General features: G+C 63.6%; 19 protein-coding genes and 1 pseudogene. 9 read left to right on the forward strand and 11 right to left on the reverse strand.

Translation table 11 applies throughout. The features are described 5' to 3' along the window. Positions 1–100: 100 nt before the first annotated feature. A pseudogene (gene zapE, locus ABD654_RS02685) lies at positions 101–676 on the reverse strand (cell division protein ZapE); the annotation flags it as partial. Between the two features lie 175 nt (positions 677–851). Between zapE and ABD654_RS02690 the strand changes: the two are divergent. Continuing rightward, positions 852–1,367 carry a ZapG family protein gene (locus ABD654_RS02690; RefSeq protein WP_344702024.1) on the forward strand — a complete coding sequence of 172 codons (516 nt, stop codon included), beginning with the start codon at positions 852–854 and terminating at the stop codon, positions 1,365–1,367. 66 nt (positions 1,368–1,433) lie between these two features. On the opposite strand, the gene ABD654_RS02695 is transcribed toward ABD654_RS02690, so the two are convergent. Continuing rightward, complete coding sequence (locus ABD654_RS02695) at positions 1,434–2,195, reverse strand: Nif3-like dinuclear metal center hexameric protein (RefSeq protein ID WP_344702026.1); 762 nt, start codon at positions 2,193–2,195, stop codon at positions 1,434–1,436. A 153-nt stretch (positions 2,196–2,348) separates the two neighbouring features. Here ABD654_RS02695 and ABD654_RS02700 point away from each other — a divergent pair, with 153 nt between their 5' ends. Next, entirely contained in the window at positions 2,349–3,605 is a 1,257-nt protein-coding gene (locus ABD654_RS02700; RefSeq protein ID WP_344702028.1) for a Do family serine endopeptidase, read from the forward strand. Positions 3,606–3,611: 6 nt separating this feature from the next. Here ABD654_RS02700 and hisD read toward each other — a convergent pair whose 3' ends face one another. The 9 genes from hisD to ABD654_RS02745 form a co-directional block, all read right to left on the reverse strand. After that, positions 3,612–4,931, reverse strand: coding sequence for a histidinol dehydrogenase (gene hisD / locus ABD654_RS02705; protein ID WP_344702030.1), 1,320 nt, complete (start codon positions 4,929–4,931; stop codon positions 3,612–3,614). A 51-nt stretch (positions 4,932–4,982) separates the two neighbouring features. Then, positions 4,983–5,639: an ATP phosphoribosyltransferase gene (gene hisG / locus ABD654_RS02710; RefSeq protein ID WP_344702032.1), complete on the reverse strand. Its 657-nt coding sequence runs from the start codon at positions 5,637–5,639 to the stop codon at positions 4,983–4,985. A 51-nt stretch (positions 5,640–5,690) separates the two neighbouring features. Further along, positions 5,691–6,953, reverse strand: coding sequence for a UDP-N-acetylglucosamine 1-carboxyvinyltransferase (gene murA / locus ABD654_RS02715; RefSeq protein WP_344702034.1), 1,263 nt, complete (start codon positions 6,951–6,953; stop codon positions 5,691–5,693). 10 nt (positions 6,954–6,963) lie between these two features. Further along, positions 6,964–7,215 carry a BolA family protein gene (locus ABD654_RS02720; RefSeq protein ID WP_344702035.1) on the reverse strand — a complete coding sequence of 84 codons (252 nt, stop codon included), beginning with the start codon at positions 7,213–7,215 and terminating at the stop codon, positions 6,964–6,966. A gap of 91 nt (positions 7,216–7,306) precedes the next feature. After that, the gene (locus tag ABD654_RS02725; RefSeq protein ID WP_344702036.1) at positions 7,307–7,633 is read right to left on the reverse strand and encodes an STAS domain-containing protein; all 327 of its coding nucleotides are present in this window, start codon (positions 7,631–7,633) and stop codon (positions 7,307–7,309) included. Continuing rightward, positions 7,630–8,274: an MlaC/ttg2D family ABC transporter substrate-binding protein gene (locus ABD654_RS02730; protein WP_344702037.1), complete on the reverse strand. Its 645-nt coding sequence runs from the start codon at positions 8,272–8,274 to the stop codon at positions 7,630–7,632. The genes ABD654_RS02725 and ABD654_RS02730 overlap by 4 nt, the downstream gene beginning before the upstream one ends. 36 nt (positions 8,275–8,310) lie before the next feature. Further along, positions 8,311–8,775, reverse strand: a complete 465-nt coding sequence (gene mlaD, locus ABD654_RS02735) for an outer membrane lipid asymmetry maintenance protein MlaD (protein WP_344702038.1) — start codon at positions 8,773–8,775, stop codon at positions 8,311–8,313. Between the two features lie 16 nt (positions 8,776–8,791). Next, on the reverse strand, positions 8,792–9,616 hold the full coding sequence (gene mlaE / locus ABD654_RS02740; protein WP_344702040.1) for a lipid asymmetry maintenance ABC transporter permease subunit MlaE: 825 nt from the start codon (positions 9,614–9,616) through the stop codon (positions 8,792–8,794). After that, positions 9,617–10,447 carry an ABC transporter ATP-binding protein gene (locus ABD654_RS02745; protein WP_344702042.1) on the reverse strand — a complete coding sequence of 277 codons (831 nt, stop codon included), beginning with the start codon at positions 10,445–10,447 and terminating at the stop codon, positions 9,617–9,619. 311 nt (positions 10,448–10,758) lie between these two features. Here ABD654_RS02745 and ABD654_RS02750 point away from each other — a divergent pair, with 311 nt between their 5' ends. From ABD654_RS02750 to hpf, 7 genes are all read left to right on the forward strand, one after another. Next, positions 10,759–11,745 (forward strand): KpsF/GutQ family sugar-phosphate isomerase, encoded by a 987-nt coding sequence (locus ABD654_RS02750; RefSeq protein WP_344702044.1) that lies wholly within the window; start codon positions 10,759–10,761, stop codon positions 11,743–11,745. A 118-nt stretch (positions 11,746–11,863) separates the two neighbouring features. Then, positions 11,864–12,412 (forward strand): KdsC family phosphatase, encoded by a 549-nt coding sequence (locus ABD654_RS02755; protein ID WP_344702046.1) that lies wholly within the window; start codon positions 11,864–11,866, stop codon positions 12,410–12,412. Continuing rightward, positions 12,409–13,008, forward strand: a complete 600-nt coding sequence (lptC, locus tag ABD654_RS02760; RefSeq protein WP_344702048.1) for an LPS export ABC transporter periplasmic protein LptC — start codon at positions 12,409–12,411, stop codon at positions 13,006–13,008. The genes ABD654_RS02755 and lptC overlap by 4 nt, the downstream gene beginning before the upstream one ends. After that, positions 13,005–13,523, forward strand: a complete 519-nt coding sequence (lptA, locus tag ABD654_RS02765; protein ID WP_344702050.1) for a lipopolysaccharide transport periplasmic protein LptA — start codon at positions 13,005–13,007, stop codon at positions 13,521–13,523. Before lptC ends, lptA begins: the two co-directional genes overlap by 4 nt. A 51-nt stretch (positions 13,524–13,574) precedes the next feature. Continuing rightward, positions 13,575–14,342, forward strand: coding sequence for an LPS export ABC transporter ATP-binding protein (gene lptB, locus ABD654_RS02770; protein WP_344702052.1), 768 nt, complete (start codon positions 13,575–13,577; stop codon positions 14,340–14,342). A 69-nt stretch (positions 14,343–14,411) separates the two neighbouring features. Next, on the forward strand, positions 14,412–15,827 hold the full coding sequence (locus ABD654_RS02775) for an RNA polymerase factor sigma-54 (protein ID WP_344702054.1): 1,416 nt from the start codon (positions 14,412–14,414) through the stop codon (positions 15,825–15,827). A gap of 83 nt (positions 15,828–15,910) precedes the next feature. Beyond that, a complete protein-coding gene (gene hpf, locus ABD654_RS02780) occupies positions 15,911–16,219 on the forward strand; it encodes a ribosome hibernation-promoting factor, HPF/YfiA family (protein WP_344702056.1) in 309 nt (102 codons plus the stop codon). Positions 16,220–16,222 lie beyond the last annotated feature (3 nt).

The raw sequence follows: 16,222 nt of genomic DNA on the forward strand, positions 1-16,222 counted from the left end.
ATTCCGGGCTGAACGTTCTCTTCTTCGTCATCATCTGCACCTGACTGTCTCTGTGAGTGATCATACACTCAAAATCAGGTGGCCAGATTCACTATGCCACTACAAGCACAACGCCGCGCGCAAACAGCGCCTCAAGCAGGTTCGCCAGAATCATGGCATCACCGATGTCCTCGACAAAAAACTCGTCAAAGCAGATAACCCGCGCCTGTTTCGCCAGGTCCGTTGCGATCAGCGATAGCGGATTCTTCTCGCCTTTATAGCGGCCAAGCTCGGCGTGAACGTACTGCATGAACCGATGAAAGTGCGTGCGCTTTTTATCGGCAAAGGGCAGCGCGGCGAAAAACGTGTTCATCAGCCAGGTCTTGCCGCGCCCGACCCCGCCCCAGAGATAGACCCCGGTAACGGATGCGTCGCCGGCCGTCATGTTTTCCAGTTTGTTATCGCGGCCTATCAGCCGGCGCAAAAAGCCGCCCCGCGCCGTTACCGGCAGCGCCGGGGGCGGTGCAAGCAGCTCATCGTAAAGCCGCTGCAGCTCCATGACAGCCGCCTTTTGGGCCGCGTCGTAAACCAGCTCGCCGCTGGCGATGTCCGCTTGATAGCGCGCCGCCGGAGATAGCGGCGAAGCCTTGGCGTCAGCGTCCTGAACGCCAGGGCGCTGGACGGTGCGTGTTTCCATGTTAGCTCTCCTGTATGGCCCAACAGCGATTATATGCCCCCGGCAGGCAGCACGCAGCCGGCTGCGCGGCACGATCCAATTGACCGCAGCAGCCGACACGCGCCTATAATAGCGCCAGGAAAACACCGCCCGCACGGCACGGCGGGTTTCAATCCGGCAATCAGGGAGCAACAGCGTGGAAGAAGCAAGCCTTCAGTTAACGTTTGCCTTTATTGGCCTTTTCATCGGCGTGATCATCGGCGCTTTCGGCTATCGCTTGCTGAGCAGAAGCCAGCGCCAGCTCTCCAGCATAAAACTCGATCTGCTGGAAAAAGAGCGACAGATTGCCGAACGCAAAGCCGATATGCAAAGCCATCTGGGCAGCACGCACCGCCAGGTAAAGGAAGCGCGCCGCCTGCTCACCCAGCTTGAACAGCGCCTTGGCCATCAAGCCGTGGAGTGGGGGCTGGACGATGCCCCTCGCACGCCCTACGACGCTGACCTGCTGCACGTAGCCAGTCACGAACCGCTGGCGGACGACACAGCATACGCGGCAACACCGGCCGGTCCCGCCGGCGCCGGCGAGCCGCCCCGTGACTACGCCGCAGACGGCCAGGGCGGTACGCTCTCAGAAGGTTTCGGCCTCAAGGACAACGCCGCAGCCGAACGCGACCCGCAGCACTTCGCCCAACGCCCAAGCACTAAGCACTAAGCGCTTAAACACTTAAACACTTAAACACTTAAACACTTAAGCACTAAGCACCAAAAAGGCCCGCCGTCAGGCGGGGTTATCAATATCCACAAAGCGGTGAGTAATGCCGTACGCTGTTGCCAGCCATTCTCCCAGCGCCTGCACGCCGTAACGCTCGGTGGCATGGTGGCCGGCGGCCAGATAGTGAATGCCCAGCTCACGGGCAAGATGCGTTGTACGCTCGGAAATCTCGCCGGAAACAAATGCCTGGGCACCGCCTTCGTGCGCTGCGCTGATCATGTCCTGAGCGCCGCCGGTACACCAGGCAATGCGCTCAATCTCGCCGACGCCCGGCGCTTCTACCACCGTCGGCTCGCGGTTCAGCGTGGTAGCCACGCCGGCGGCGAGCGCTGCCAGGCTCTGGGGCTTTGGCGTACGCCCCAGCCATAAAAGCCCCTCGCCAAGCTCACCGTCCAAACAGCGCTCCACCTGCCAGCCCATCAGCCGGCCGAGCTCGGCGTTGTTGCCAAGGGTTGCATGGGCATCCAGCGGCAGATGATAGGCCAACAGATTGATATCGTGCGCCAGCAGCGTTTTGAGTCGGCGCTGCTTCATACCGGTCAGCGCCACCGGCTCGTTTTTCCAGAAATAGCCGTGGTGTACCAGCACCAGATCCGCCTGCCAGTCCACCGCCTCGTCAAGCAGGGCCTGGCAGGCAGTCACGCCGCTGAGCACTCGCGCCACCCGGGCTCGCCCTTCTACCTGCAGGCCGTTGACCGTAAAGTCCTTGAACCGCTGCGCCCCCAGGCGCTGTTCGCACGCCGCCACCAGCGTGTCTCGATCCAGCATGCCGCCTCCCTGAAAGTTGTTTATGACCGTTAAGATAACGAAGGCAACAATGTTACCATGCGCTATTCTAGAATCGACCTGGCGCGGGCGAACCCGACCTGCCAGGCAGCGCCTGCCTTTGCAGATACGTCCCGACCGCCAAGGAACGTCTCCATGCCGCGCTTCCTACTGCCTTATCTCTGGCCGGTAATCGCCGGCGTGCTGCTTGCGGCCCTGCTATTACAGGCGTTTCCCCAGCGCCTACCCAACCCGTTTGCCGAACCAACGGCGGCACCGTCCGCCCCGCGCCAGCCCACGCCGTCTTCCAACGCTGACGCTCCCGAACGCAGCGCGCCGCAGATTACAACAAGCGCACCGCTTTCCCGGGGCCAGGGGCCGGTCAGCTACGCTGACGCTGTCCGCCAGGCAGCGCCGGCGGTAATCAACGTTTACTCGTCACGCATTGTCGAGCGTGACCAGCACCCGCTAATGTCAGACCCGTTTTTCCAGCAGTTTTTCGACAATGACGACACCACCAGCCAGCAACGCATGCTCTCCAGCCTGGGCTCCGGCGTTATCGTCAGCCAAGACGGCTACGTGCTGACCAACCACCACGTTATCCAGGGGGCCGATCAGATTCAGGTTGCCCTGCGTGACGGCCGCGAAGCGCTGGCAACGGTTATCGGCACCGACCCCGAAAGCGATCTGGCCGTGCTGCGCATTCCGCTGGATGCTTTGCCCAGTATCAAACTGACGGACTCGGCCAGCGTAGCCGTCGGCGACGTCGCCCTTGCTATCGGCAACCCGTTCGGCGTCGGGCAGACCGTGACCATGGGCATTATCAGCGCAACCGGCCGCAGCCATTTAGGGCTGAGTGCCTATGAAGATTTTATTCAGACCGACGCGGCCATCAACCCCGGCAACTCCGGCGGCGCGCTGATCAATCCGGACGGCGCCTTGGTGGGCATCAACACAGCGATATTTTCACGCTCCGGCGGGTCTCAGGGCATTGGCTTTGCCATTCCGGCCAACCTGGCCCACGGCATCATGGACGAGCTGGTAACTAAAGGGCGGGTGATTCGCGGCTGGCTGGGCATCGAAGCCCAGGCGCTGTCCCGGGAGCTGGCGGCTTCTTTCGGGCTGCGCACCCCCCAGGGAATGATCATCGCCGGCGTAGTACCCGACGGCCCGGCGGAGCGCGCCGGGCTACAGCCGGGTGACGTGCTGCTGGCGCTGAACGGCGAGCCGATACTCGATGCCCGCAGCACCATGAGCGACATCGCCGAGCTGACACCCGGCGCCGACGTGGAACTCACCATCGTGCGCAGCGGCGAGACCCAGCGCGTAACGCTGACCGTGGGCGAGCGCCCGGTACCCGCCCGCTCTCGGGCGCGCAGCGAGCCGCTGCAGCAGCCGACGCCCCCGCGCTAGCCGGCCCTAGCGCTTCAGACGATACTCGGCCGAACGGGCATGGGCGGTCAGCGACTCGCCCCGGGCCAGGATTGACGCCACCTCACCCAGCGCAGCCGCGCCTTCCGGCGAGCATTGAATCAGCGAGGAGCGCTTCTGGAAGTCGTACACGCCCAGCGGCGAAGAGAACCGAGCGGTGCCGGAGGTTGGCAGTACGTGGTTGGGGCCGGCGCAGTAGTCCCCCAGCGCCTCGGCGGTATAGCGGCCCATGAAGATCGCCCCGGCGTGGCGCACGTCGGGCAGCCAGCGTTGCGGATCGGCCACGGAAAGCTCCAGGTGTTCCGGCGCGATGCGATTGATGATGGCAACGGCTTCCTGTTCGTTCTCGCAGTGGATGAGCGCGCCCCGAGCGCTGAGCGATGCGCGGATAATATCCCGGCGCTCCAGCGTAGGCAGCAATCGCTCGATGGACGCTTCCACGGCGTCAAGCACCGCTTCATCCCAGCTGACCAGGATGGCCTGAGCGTCCTCGTCGTGCTCTGCCTGGGAAAAAAGATCCATCGCCAGCCAGTCAGGGTCGGTGCCGCCGTCGGCCACCACCAGAATTTCCGATGGGCCGGCGATCATGTCGATGCCCACTTGGCCGAATACCGCGCGCTTGGCCGTGGCCACATAGATATTGCCGGGCCCGACGATTTTATCCACCCGGGGCACGGTCTCGGTGCCGTACGCCAGTGCTGCTACCGCCTGAGCGCCGCCCAGGGTAAAAACATGGTCCACCCCGGCCAGGTGCGCCGCCGCCAGCACCAGCTCGTTCAACACGCCGTCCGGCGTCGGCACCACCATGACGATCTCACTGACGCCGGCAACGTGGGCGGGGATGGCGTTCATCAGCACCGATGAGGGATACGCCGCCTTGCCTCCGGGCACATAAATCCCCGCCCGATCCAGCGGCGCAACCTGCTGGCCCAGCACCGTGCCGTCGGCTTCGGTGTACTGCCAGGATGCCGGCTTTTGGTGCTCGTGATAGCGGCGGATGCGCTCGGCGGCCGCGGCCAGCGCCTCGCGCTGCTCGTCGGGAAGCCCGTTGAACGCCTGCTCAAGACGCGCAGGCGTCAGTGTCAGCTCCTGCATCGACGTTGCCGACAGACGATCAAAGCGGTTGGTCGCCTCGATCACGGCGGCGTCGCCGCGGGCTTTGACGCTTGATAAGATGTCATCGACCCGCGCCTGGACGGCATGATCCGACACGCCCTCCCAGTCCAGCAGCGCGTTCAGCCGCTGATCGAAATCGGCCGTTTGAGTAGCAAGCCGGGCAATGCCCGCTGTGCCAGCCGTCGCGTTCATAGGTCACCTCGCCTTGTTAATCCGGGTAAATCGCCGTGCAGGCAGCCGCGCCTAGGCGCCGGCTTCGTTCACCGCTCGCTTGTCAACGGCGGCTTCCAGCGCCGCGATGAGCGGCTTGACTCGGTCATGCTTCATAGTCATCGATGCCTTGTTCACCACCAGGCGAGTGCTGATATGTTCAATCAGCTCACGCGGCTCCATGCCGTTGGCGCGCAGGGTGTTGCCGGTGTCAACGATATCGACGATTTCATCGGCCAGGTTCATGATCGGTGCCAGCTCCATGGCACCATAAAGCTTGATGACCTCGGCCTGAATGCCTTGGCTTGCATAGTAGCGCCGGGCCACGTTGACAAACTTGGTCGCCACCCGGCGCCGGGCGCGGCCGGAGCACTCCCCTTGGCTGCCGGCCGTCATCAGTCGGCAGCGGGCAATACCAAGATCAAGCGGCTCGTACAGGCTGTCGGTGCCGTGTTCCAGCAGCACGTCTTTGCCGGCAATGCCCATATCGGCCGCGCCCAGCTGCACGTAGGTAGGCACGTCGGTGGCGCGGATGACCACCAGTTTGACGTGCGCCAGGTTGGTATCAAACAGCAGTTTGCGGCTTTTGCCCAGATCTTCCGCCGGCGTAATCCCCGCATCGGCCAGCAGCGGCAGGGTTTCCTCCAGTATGCGCCCCTTGGAAAGCGCCAAAATCAGTTGCTTGCTCATGGTTATCGCCAATGGTTATCGCATGGTAAGCAGGCCGGTTGATCCGCGGCGCTATCCCGGAATACGGCGGATACACGCGCCCAGCTGCTGCAGTTTCTCTTCGATGCACTCATAGCCGCGATCAATATGATAAATACGATCGACCTGAGTTTCGCCTTCGGCCATCATCGCGGCAATAACCAGCGACGCCGAGGCGCGCAGATCCGTGGCCATCACCGGTGCGCCGGACAGGGTTTCAACGCCGGTAATCAGCGCGGTATTGCCTTCAAGGGCAATATCGGCCCCCATGCGATTGAGCTCTTGGACGTGCATAAAGCGATTCTCGAAGATGGTTTCCACCACCCGGGCGCTGCCTTTTGCCACCGCGTTCAGCGCCACGAACTGCGCTTGCATATCGGTAGGAAACGCCGGATACGGCGCGGTGCGAATATTCACCGCGCGCGGGCGCTTGCCGTGCATATCCAGGCGTATCCAGTCATCGCCGCAGACAATCTCGGCCCCGGCCTCTTCGAGCTTGGCCAGTACCGCCTCAAGCATATCCGCCCGGGTGCGCGTCACTTTCACCCGCCCGCCGGTCATCGCCGCGGCAACCAGAAAAGTGCCGGTTTCAATGCGGTCGGGCATCACGTCGTGCTCGCAGCCGTGCAGCCGCTTTACGCCCTCGATTACAATGGTATCGGTGCCGTGCCCGCGAATGTCGGCGCCCATTTTGATCAGGCACTCGGCCAGATCAATGATCTCCGGTTCGCGCGCGGCGTTTTCCAGCACCGTGGTGCCGTCGGCAAGCGTGGCTGCCATCAGCAGATTTTCGGTGCCGGTTACCGTCACGGTATCGAAAAAGATCGTCGCGCCGTGCAGCCGCCCGTCTACCTTGGCACGAATATAGCCGCCTTCCACGCGGATGTCGGCCCCCATGCTTTCCAGGCCGCGCAGGTGCAGGTCAACCGGTCGCGAGCCGATGGCGCAGCCGCCGGGCAGCGACACGTCGGCATGGCCAAAGTGCGCCAGCAGCGGCCCCAGCACCAGAATAGAGGCGCGCATCTTTTTTACCAGCTCGTAGGGCGCGTGGCAGTCGGTAACCTGGGAGCCGTCCAGCTGAATGCTGAGCCGCTCGCCCATGACCGGCTCGACGCCCATCCGCCCCAGCAGCTCCAGGGTGGTGGTGATGTCCTGAAGGTGGGGCAAATTACCGATGGTCACCGGGCCATCGGCCAGCAGGCTGGCACATAGAATGGGCAGCGCGGCGTTTTTTGCCCCGCTGGCCCAGACCTGACCGTCAACAGGCCCGCCGCCGGTAATGATCAATTTATCCATGCGCTCGGCACTACCCCACGTTTTCCGGCGCGCTTTGCCACTGCGCCGGCGTGTAGGTTTTGATACTGATGGCATGCAGCGCGCCCGAGGCGATTTCGTCCTTGAGCGCGCCGTATACCAGCTTCTGGCGCTTGACCGGCGACAGGCCGTCAAAGACCTCGCCTACGGCGATCACCTGAAAGTCGCAGCCTTCCCCCTGAACATGAAAATCACAGTTTTCGAGACGCGACGCGAGCAGCGCTTTTACCTCAGTGGGTTGCATGGGCAGAACACTCCTGTAAAACCGTCAAAAAAAGAAAGCAGCGGCCATGATAAAGAAAAGCCGGCGGTTTGGCGATTGGCGCTGCGACAGGCTAGGCCGCCGGCCGGTCGAACAGGGTATCCAGCTCGGCCAGCTGTGTCAGCCGCCGAAGCGGTTCAGAGAGCCGGATCTGATCGACGCTGACGTCACAGCCCCGACAGGTGCGCAGCCACTGCAAAAGCACGCTGATGGCGGCACTGCTGGCCCGCTCGACGCCGCGAAAATCCAGCGTCAGCGAAGCCGCTTCGCCGCGCGTTAGCCACTGTTCGCCGGCTGTGGCCAGATCGGCGGCAACGCCGGTGCCCAGGTTGCCGCTGACCTCAAGTCCGTCGGCTGTGGCCGTCAGCACCACGCCGTGGCGGGAAAAAAGCGTTGTCAACTGCCGCTCCCTTCTTCCAGCTCATCCACGCCAACGCCTGGCGACCAGTCACGAATCGCGGCGTCGTAGTCGCGGTTGTTCTCCCGCATGGCCTGATCGAACTGGTTGCGAAACGTCAGCCCCAGGTTGATGCCGTTGACGATGACGTTGACCACGCGCCACTCGTCGTCGTCAAGGCGCAGGCTATAGCTGACCGGATAGATATCGCCGCTATTCGCCACGATTTCCATCTCGACGCTGGCCCGATCCTCGTAGCGCTGCGGGCGCTGATCGTTGACCACGCGCAGCTCGTCGTAGTCAAACGTCACAAGCCCCCGGGTATAGGTGTCGATCAGCGTCTGGCGAAACACATCCACGAAACGGCGGCGCTGCTCAGGGGTTGCGTTGCGAAAATAGCTGCCCATCACGCTGGCGCCGATGTAGCGAAAATCCGCCACTTCATCGAGGCTTTCATCCACCAGCTGCTTGAGCTCGTCGATGTTGTTGGCGTAGTAGTCTTCCCGGGCGTTCAGCTCTGACATAAAGTCGGTAACGTTATCCCGAATCAGCGCTTCAGGGGTTTGCTGCTGGGCATAAAGCGGCGCGCCGAGCGCAAGAGAGACGGCCAGCACGCCGCCGCTTAGCCAATGTGTGAGCTTCATACGCTTCCTCGCTAAATCAATGAGTGCCGCTTAACCTTAGTCTTTGACCATACTCGATACGAACTGCTGGATCAGCTCTTCAAGCACCAGCGCCGACTGGGTATCGCGGATGGTGTCGCCGTCTGCCAACATCTCCGGATCACCGCCCACGCTAAGCCCTACGTACTGCTCGCCGAGCAGGCCCGCGGTCAGAATCGCCGCTGTGGTATCGCGGGAAAGTTCGCCTTCAAGCTCGCCGTCCAGGCGCATTTTCACCCGGGCGTCAAACCACTGCGTATCCAGGTCAATGGACTCCACTCGGCCCACCGTCACCCCGGCCATGGTGACGCGGGCGCGCGGCTTGAGACTGCCGATATCGGAAAAGTTGGCGTCAAGCCGGAAGGTTTCCGACGGGGCCGAAAGCGTCAGACCGCTGACGCGCAGGCCCAGAAAAACCAGCCCCAAAATCCCCGCAAGGATAAAAAGCCCTACCCCGAACTCAACGGTTTTACTGCGTTGCATGCATCTGCTCCCGCGTTTAAAGGCCGCCAAACATGACGGCGGTCAGCACAAAATCCAGCCCCAGAACCGCAAGCGAGGAATACACCACGGTGCGCGTGGTCGCCCGGGAAATCCCTTCGGACGTCGGGATGAGGTCATAGCCCTGAAACACCGCAATCCAGGTGACCACCAGGGCAAACACCAGGCTTTTGATCATGCCGTTGCCCACGTCGGCGAAAAACGTCACGCTTGCCTGCATGTTGCTCCAGAAAGAGCCCTCGGACACGCCCAGCCACTGCACGCCCACCAGATAGCCGCCCCAGATGCCCACCACGCTAAAGCCAATGGTCAAAAGCGGCAGCGAGACAAAGCCGGCCCAAAGGCGCGGCGCCACCACGCGGCGCAGCGGATCCACGCCGATCATCTCCATACTGGTCAGCTGCTCGGTGGCTTTCATCAGGCCGATTTCCGCGGTCAGCGCCGAGCCGGCACGGCCGGCAAACAAAAGCGCCGCCACCACCGGCGCCAGCTCGCGTAAAAGCGACAGCGATACCATCTGCCCCAGCGCCTGCTCGGCGCCGAAATCAATCAGGATGGTATAGCCCTGAAGAGCAAGCACCATGCCGATAAAAAGCCCTGACACCAGCACAATCGCCAGCGACAGCACACCGACAAAGTGCATCTGACGCAGCCACAGACGAACTCCCTCGCCCGAGGGAATGCCCACTACCGAGCCGGCGACGAAAAGACTCGCCCGCCCCAACGCCTCGACGGCGTTGCACCCCCGGCGCCCCAGACGCGTTAGCGGCGCTGCCAGCCGTGAGAAGGTGCGCGCGCACCCTTGCCAAAAACCTGCCGCCATCTAGTTTGCTCCCTGAATAGACCCCGCCGCATCGGCGCCGAGAATGTCGCGATAAAAGGGCGGCGCCGGGTAGTGAAACGGCACGGGGCCGTCAGGCTCACCGTGCATGAACTGGCTGACACGGGCATCGTCGTGGGTATCAAGGGTCGCCGGCGTGCCGTGGGCAACAATCCCGCCGTCAGCGATTAGATACAGATAGTCGGCAATGCTGATGGTTTCTCGAATGTCGTGGGAAACCACAATGGAAGTCAGCGACAGCGCCTCGCCCAGCCGCTTAGTCAGCTGCACCAGCACGCCCTTGGCAATGGGGTCCTGGCCGACAAACGGCTCGTCATAGAGCACCAGCTCCGGGTCCAGCGCCACGGCTCTGGCCAGCGCCACGCGCCGTGCCATGCCGCCGGAAAGCTCGGCCGGCGTCAGCGCGCGAGCGCCGCGCAGCCCCACCGCCTGCAGCTTGAGCAGCACAATATCGCGGATCATGGCATCGGGCAGGTCGGTGTGTACCCGCAGCGGAAACGCCACGTTCTCAAACACGTCCAGATCGGAAAACAGCGCGCCGCTTTGAAACAGCATGCCCATGCGCCGGCGCAGCGCAAACAGCGCCTTGCGCGACAGCCGGTGCACGTCCTCGCCGTCGATCAGCACGCGTCCCCGATCCGGGGTCAGCTGGCCGCCGATCAGCTTGAGCAGCGTGGTTTTCCCCGTGCCGCTGGGGCCCATGATGCCCGTCACCCTGCCCCGCGGAATAGACAGGTTGACGCCGCGAAAAATGGCCCTTCCCCCGCGGGAAAAGTGCAGGTTTTCCACTTCAATAAAGGCCGAATCCGTCATGGCACTCTCGTCTGATTCACAAAACGTCGGGCCAGACTGTGCCCGACGAGACATTGCGCCGGCGACGGCGCACATCGCCCGCAGCGGTTATCGAACAGCGTACTTTAACGCGATACTCCGGCGGAATCCATGCGCCGGCGGATAAACTGCTCGGCTATTTGGCCGGCAATGATACGATACCTTGCCCTCGCCGGGCAGCCGCGATGCGCGCAAGCGCTTCGCCATCGTATCATCCGGCCCTGAACCCAACGTCACAGCGACGTTATCGTGTCATGTCACAAAAGAGCCACCCCCTCACAGAAGAGCCACACATGTCTCATGCAACCGACGCTTTTGTCTCCCCGCGTGACAGCGCGCTGCGTACTCTGACCGTAGAACAGGCCGCCATTGGCGGTCTCAAGGCCAAACTGGACGCCCACTTCGACCGCGCCTGCGAGCTGATTCTGGCCTGCCAGGGGCGCGTGGTCGTCACCGGCATGGGCAAATCCGGCCACATCGGCGGCAAGCTGGCCGCCACGCTTGCCAGCACCGGCACCCCGGCCTTTTTCGTCCACCCCGGCGAGGCCAGCCACGGCGATCTGGGCATGATCACCCCGACCGATCTGGTGCTGGCGCTGTCCAACTCCGGCGAAACCGCCGAGGTCACCGCCCTGCTGCCGCTGCTCAAGCGCCTGGGCGTGCCGCTGGTGAGCATGACCGGCCGGGCGGACTCCACGCTTGCCCATCACGCCGACGCCCACCTCGACAGCGGCGTTGCGCGCGAAGCCTGCCCGCTGGATCTGGCCCCCACCAGCTCCACCACGGCAGCGCTGGCGCTGGGCGATGCGCTGGCGGTCGCACTCCTTGAAGCGCGCGGCTTTACCGCTGAGCAGTTTGCGCTGTCCCACCCCGGCGGTAGCCTGGGCAAGCGGCTTTTGCTGCGCGTGGCCGACATCATGCACAGCGGCGAGCGCCTGCCCCGGGTACCGCTTGGCAGCCCGCTGCGCGACGCCCTGCTGGAAATCACCCGCCAGGGGCTGGGCTTTACCTGCGTGGTCAACGCTGACGGCACCCTGGCCGGCGTGTATACCGACGGCGACCTGCGGCGTACGCTGGATCGGCATCAGGACGTACTTCGCCTGACGGTCGATGAAGTCATGACGCGCCCGGGCCGGCGCATCGCCCCGGACGTGCTTGCCGCCGAGGCGGTGCGTATCATGGAAGACGGCAAGATCACCGCACTTGCCGTGGTAGATGAGCATCAGCGTCCGATCGGTGCCTTGCACATGCACGACCTGCTGGCCAGCGGTGTTATCTAGCGCCGGCGGTAACGCCTTTGATCGACTGTTTTGCGGGACCTGTTTTGCGGAACCTGTTTTTCAAAGCCTGTTTTTTCAAAGCCTGTTTTTTTGGAGCCTGTTTTTCGGAGCCTGCTGTATGCCTCACTCTTTTGTTGCGCCCAGCGCCACGCTTGCACGCACACGCCTTCTCGCCCTGGACGTTGACGGCGTGCTCAGCGACGGACGCCTTTACTTTCAGGCCGACGGCATGGAAACCAAGGCGTTTCATACCCAAGACGGCCACGGCCTCAAGCTATTAAAACGCGTGGGCATTTCTGTGGCACTGATCACCGGGCGAGACTCGGCAATGGTCACACAGCGTGCCAAAGCGCTGGGGATCGCCCATCTGTATCAGGGCTGCGACAACAAGCTCGAAGCGCTCACCGCCCTTTGTGCCAAGCTCGATATCGAGCTTGAGCAGGTCGCCTACTGCGGCGACGACCTGCCGGATCTGGCGGCCATCGAGGCCGCAGGCGTGGGCATCAGCGTGCCCAACGCCCCGGCCTATATGCAACAACACGCCGACTGGGTGACCCCGCGCGCAGGCGGCCACGGCGCGGTACGCGATATCTGCGACGCGCTGCTTGCCGCCCAGGGCCACTGGGACAGCATCATGGCCCGCTATCGGCACGCGCCGGCATCATGAGCAGCGCTTTCAACCGGCTTTTTCGGCTGCAAAAACGCCTGTGGCTGGCGCTTGTGATTGTTGCCCTTGGCGCGCTGCTGGCGTGGCTGGACCAGCGCGACACCCGTGACGCCGCGCCCGATCCCGGCGCCCGAGCGCAAGAGCCCGGCCACGTCATCGACAACGCCGAACTCAAGCGCTACGACGAAACCGGCCGGCTGACCCAGCGCCTTGCCTCGCCGCACATCATCCATACGCCTCAGCAAGCCATGACCCGGCTCAAGACCCCGCGCGCCACGCTGATCGACAGCCGGCAGCGCCAATGGCAGGCCACCGCCAACACAGGTACCCTTGACGAGCAGCAGCGGCTGATGCTGGAAGGCGATGCCCGGTTAACGGCGCCGAACGAAGGCTGGCAGCTCGATACCCAACGGCTTTACTACGATAGCGCTACGCGCCACGCCTGGAGCGACACCCCGGTGACGCTCCAGCAGCCCCCGCAGCGCATGCGCGCACAAAGGCTGGACGCCTGGCTGGACACGGGCAAAGTGCGCCTGACCGACCAGGTACGCGGCTATCATCCACCGACCACGGCATCGCCTGAGGACACCCCATGACCCGACGCCTGTCTGCTTTTCTCATCGCTGCCCTTGGCGCTGCAACGCTGGGCCTGGGCTTGGCCGGCGCCGTTTCCGCCCAGACACCGCCGGCCGCGCCGGTCAAGGTCGAAGCCGACCGTCTGGATCTCGACCAGCGCGCCGGCACGGCGGTGTATCGCGGCAACGTCAAGATACGCCAGGGCGAAATGCGCCTGCACGGCGCCCGGATTGAAATACAGCGCAACGACGCCGGCGAGCTCTCGCGCGCCACCTCGTTTGGTGAGCGCGCCTACCTGCGCCACCGCCCCAACCCCAACAAAGCGCCCATTGAAGGCCACGCCCGGCGCATTGTGTATCACGTAGCCGAACGCCGGGTTGAGCTGATCGACCAGGCCGAGCTGGATCAGGGCGGCGACCACTTTGAAGGCGGACGGCTGGAGTATTTCATCGACCAGGAAGTCGTACAGGCGCGCTCTGAGGTAGACGGCAGCGACGACCAGCGTATCCGCATGACGCTGCAGCCCGAACAATAACGCCCGCCGCCATCGGCCGGTACGCGACCATCAGCAAAAAGGGGCCACACCGTGTCTTTTGACGACATCACCGCCGAAACGCCTGCCACCGCGGATAAAACGCTACACGCGCGCCATCTGGCCAAAAGCTACAAGCGCCGCCAGGTGGTGAAAGACATCAGCCTGGATATCGCCCAGGGCAGCATCGTCGGGCTGCTGGGCCCCAACGGCGCGGGAAAGACCACATCGTTTTACATGATCGTCGGGCTGGTCAAGCCCGACGCCGGCCAAGTGAGCATCAACAGCCGCGATCTTTCCCAGGCGCCCATGCACGAGCGCGCCCGTGCCGGCATCGGCTATCTGCCCCAGGAAGCCTCGGTATTTCGCAAGCTCTCGGTGGCCGACAACATCATGGCCATTCTGGAAACCCGCCGCGACCTTGACCGCCACGCCCGCCAGGCACGTCTGGAAGCGCTGCTCGACGACTTCCACATCGGCCACATCCGCGACAACCTGGGCATGAGCCTGTCCGGCGGCGAACGGCGGCGGGTAGAAATCGCCCGTTCACTGGCCATCGAGCCGGCTTTTATCCTGCTGGACGAGCCCTTCGCCGGCGTCGACCCGATCTCGGTGGGCGAGATCAAAACCGTGATCCGAGCGTTGAAAGCACGCCACATCGGCGTGCTGATTACCGATCACAATGTGCGCGAAACGCTGGATATTTGCGACACCGCCTACATCGTCGGCGACGGCCGCATTATCGCCAACGGCTCGCCGCACAGCATCCTGGACAACCAGCAGGTGCGCGATGTGTATCTGGGCGAGGCGTTTCGCCTTTGACCCCGCCGCTTGCCGCCGGCCGGCCCGCGGACGTAGGCTAAACGGACCGCTGCGACGAGTGATTTTTCCATGGCCATGAAAGCGTCTCTTCAGCTTCGCGTTGGCACCCAGCTGACCATGACACCGCAGCTGCGCCAGGCCATCAGCCTGCTGCAGCTGCCAACGCTTGACCTTCGCCAGGAAATCCAGCAGGCCGTTGAAGCCAACCCCTTGCTCGAACAGGAAGACGAGTTCGAGGAGCAGCCCGTCGCCGAGCGCTCCGATGACGCCCTTGAAGACCGCTGGGCCGAACAGATCCCCGGCGAACTTACCGTGGACAGCGACTGGTCCGACACCTACCAGGATACCCCCCGCACTATCGAAGGCCCCGACTTTGAGCGCCAGGCCGCCGGCCAGACCCTGCAGGGCCACCTGCTCTGGCAGCTGGCCCTGCAGGATATGAAGCCCGACGAACGCCTGGCAGGCGAGGCGCTGATTGACGCGGTAGATGCCAACGGCTATCTGACCCAGCCGCTGCAAGCCATCGGCGAGGGCCTGCAGGGCCACCAGGGCCGGCCCATCAGCGCCGATTGCCTTGAGCGCACGCTCGCCCGTCTGCAGCAGTTCGACCCCACCGGCGTTTTTGCCCGGGATCTGGGCGAATGCCTGACCCTGCAGCTCGACGCCCTGCCCGCCGACACGCCGCTGCTGATGCCGGCCCGGCGGCTGGCGCGGCAGTTTCTCACCGCCCTCGGCCAGGGGGATACGCGCCTGCTCAAGCGCCGGCTGGGTCTTGACGATGCCGAGCTCGACGAGGTCATCAAGCGGATCAAAAGCCTCGACCCGCGCCCGGGCAGCGGCTTTGACAGCGCCGGCGACGGCCACGTACTCCCGGATCTGCTCGCCCGGCGCGGCGAAGACGGCTGGCAGCTCGAACTCAACCCCGATGCCCTGCCGCAGCTGCGCATTCAGCCCGACTACGCCGCGCTGATCCGCAAGGCCGACAGCAGCCGCGACAACTGCTTTCTCAAAGACCATCTGCAGCAGGCCCGCTGGCTGATCAAAAGCCTCGACAGCCGTAACGCCACCCTGCTGCGCGTCGGCCGTGAAATCATGTCGCGCCAGCTGGGCTTTCTCGAACACGGCGATGCCGCCATGAAGCCGCTGGTATTAACCGATATCGCCGAGGCGATCGGCATGCACGAATCCACGGTCTCCCGGGTGACGACGCAAAAATATCTGCACACCCCTCGCGGGGTCTTCGAGCTCAAGTACTTTTTTTCCAGCCAGCTGGCCGGGGACGACGAAAGCGCCCACTCAAGCACCGCCATCCGCGCGCGCATCAAGCAGCTGGTGGCACAGGAGCCGCCGGCCAAACCGCTTTCCGACACCCGCCTGGCAGCACGGCTCGACGAAGCCGGTGTTCGCGTTGCCCGGCGCACCGTGGCGAAATATCGTGAAGCGCTGGGCATTCCCTCTGCCAGCGAACGCCGCCGCCGAGGCTGATGGCGAATCTTTTGCCGGGGGCTTTGTTTGCCGGCAAAAAGGGGTACAATCAAAGCCCATTCCGACGGATAAGGAGTACGTCCATGCAGGTCAATATTACCGGTCATCATATCGAACTGACTGACGCCTTGCGTGACTACGTCAATGAAAAGCTCGCCCGGGTCGAGCGCCACTACGACAACATTACCACCGTACAAGTCACCTTATCTGTGGAAAAAGAACGCCAGCAGGCCGCCTGCACCATGCACGTTGCCGGTGCCGAGCTGCACGCCGAAGCCACCGACACCGACATGTACGCCGCCATCGACGCGCTGGCCGACAAGATTGATCGCCAGCTGGTCAAACACAAGGAAAAAGCACAGGCTCGCGCCCAGGGCGCCGGCGTGCGTTAACGC

It is taken from the genome of Halomonas cibimaris (genome assembly GCF_039537045.1).
Lineage (GTDB): Bacteria > Pseudomonadota > Gammaproteobacteria > Pseudomonadales > Halomonadaceae > Vreelandella > Vreelandella cibimaris.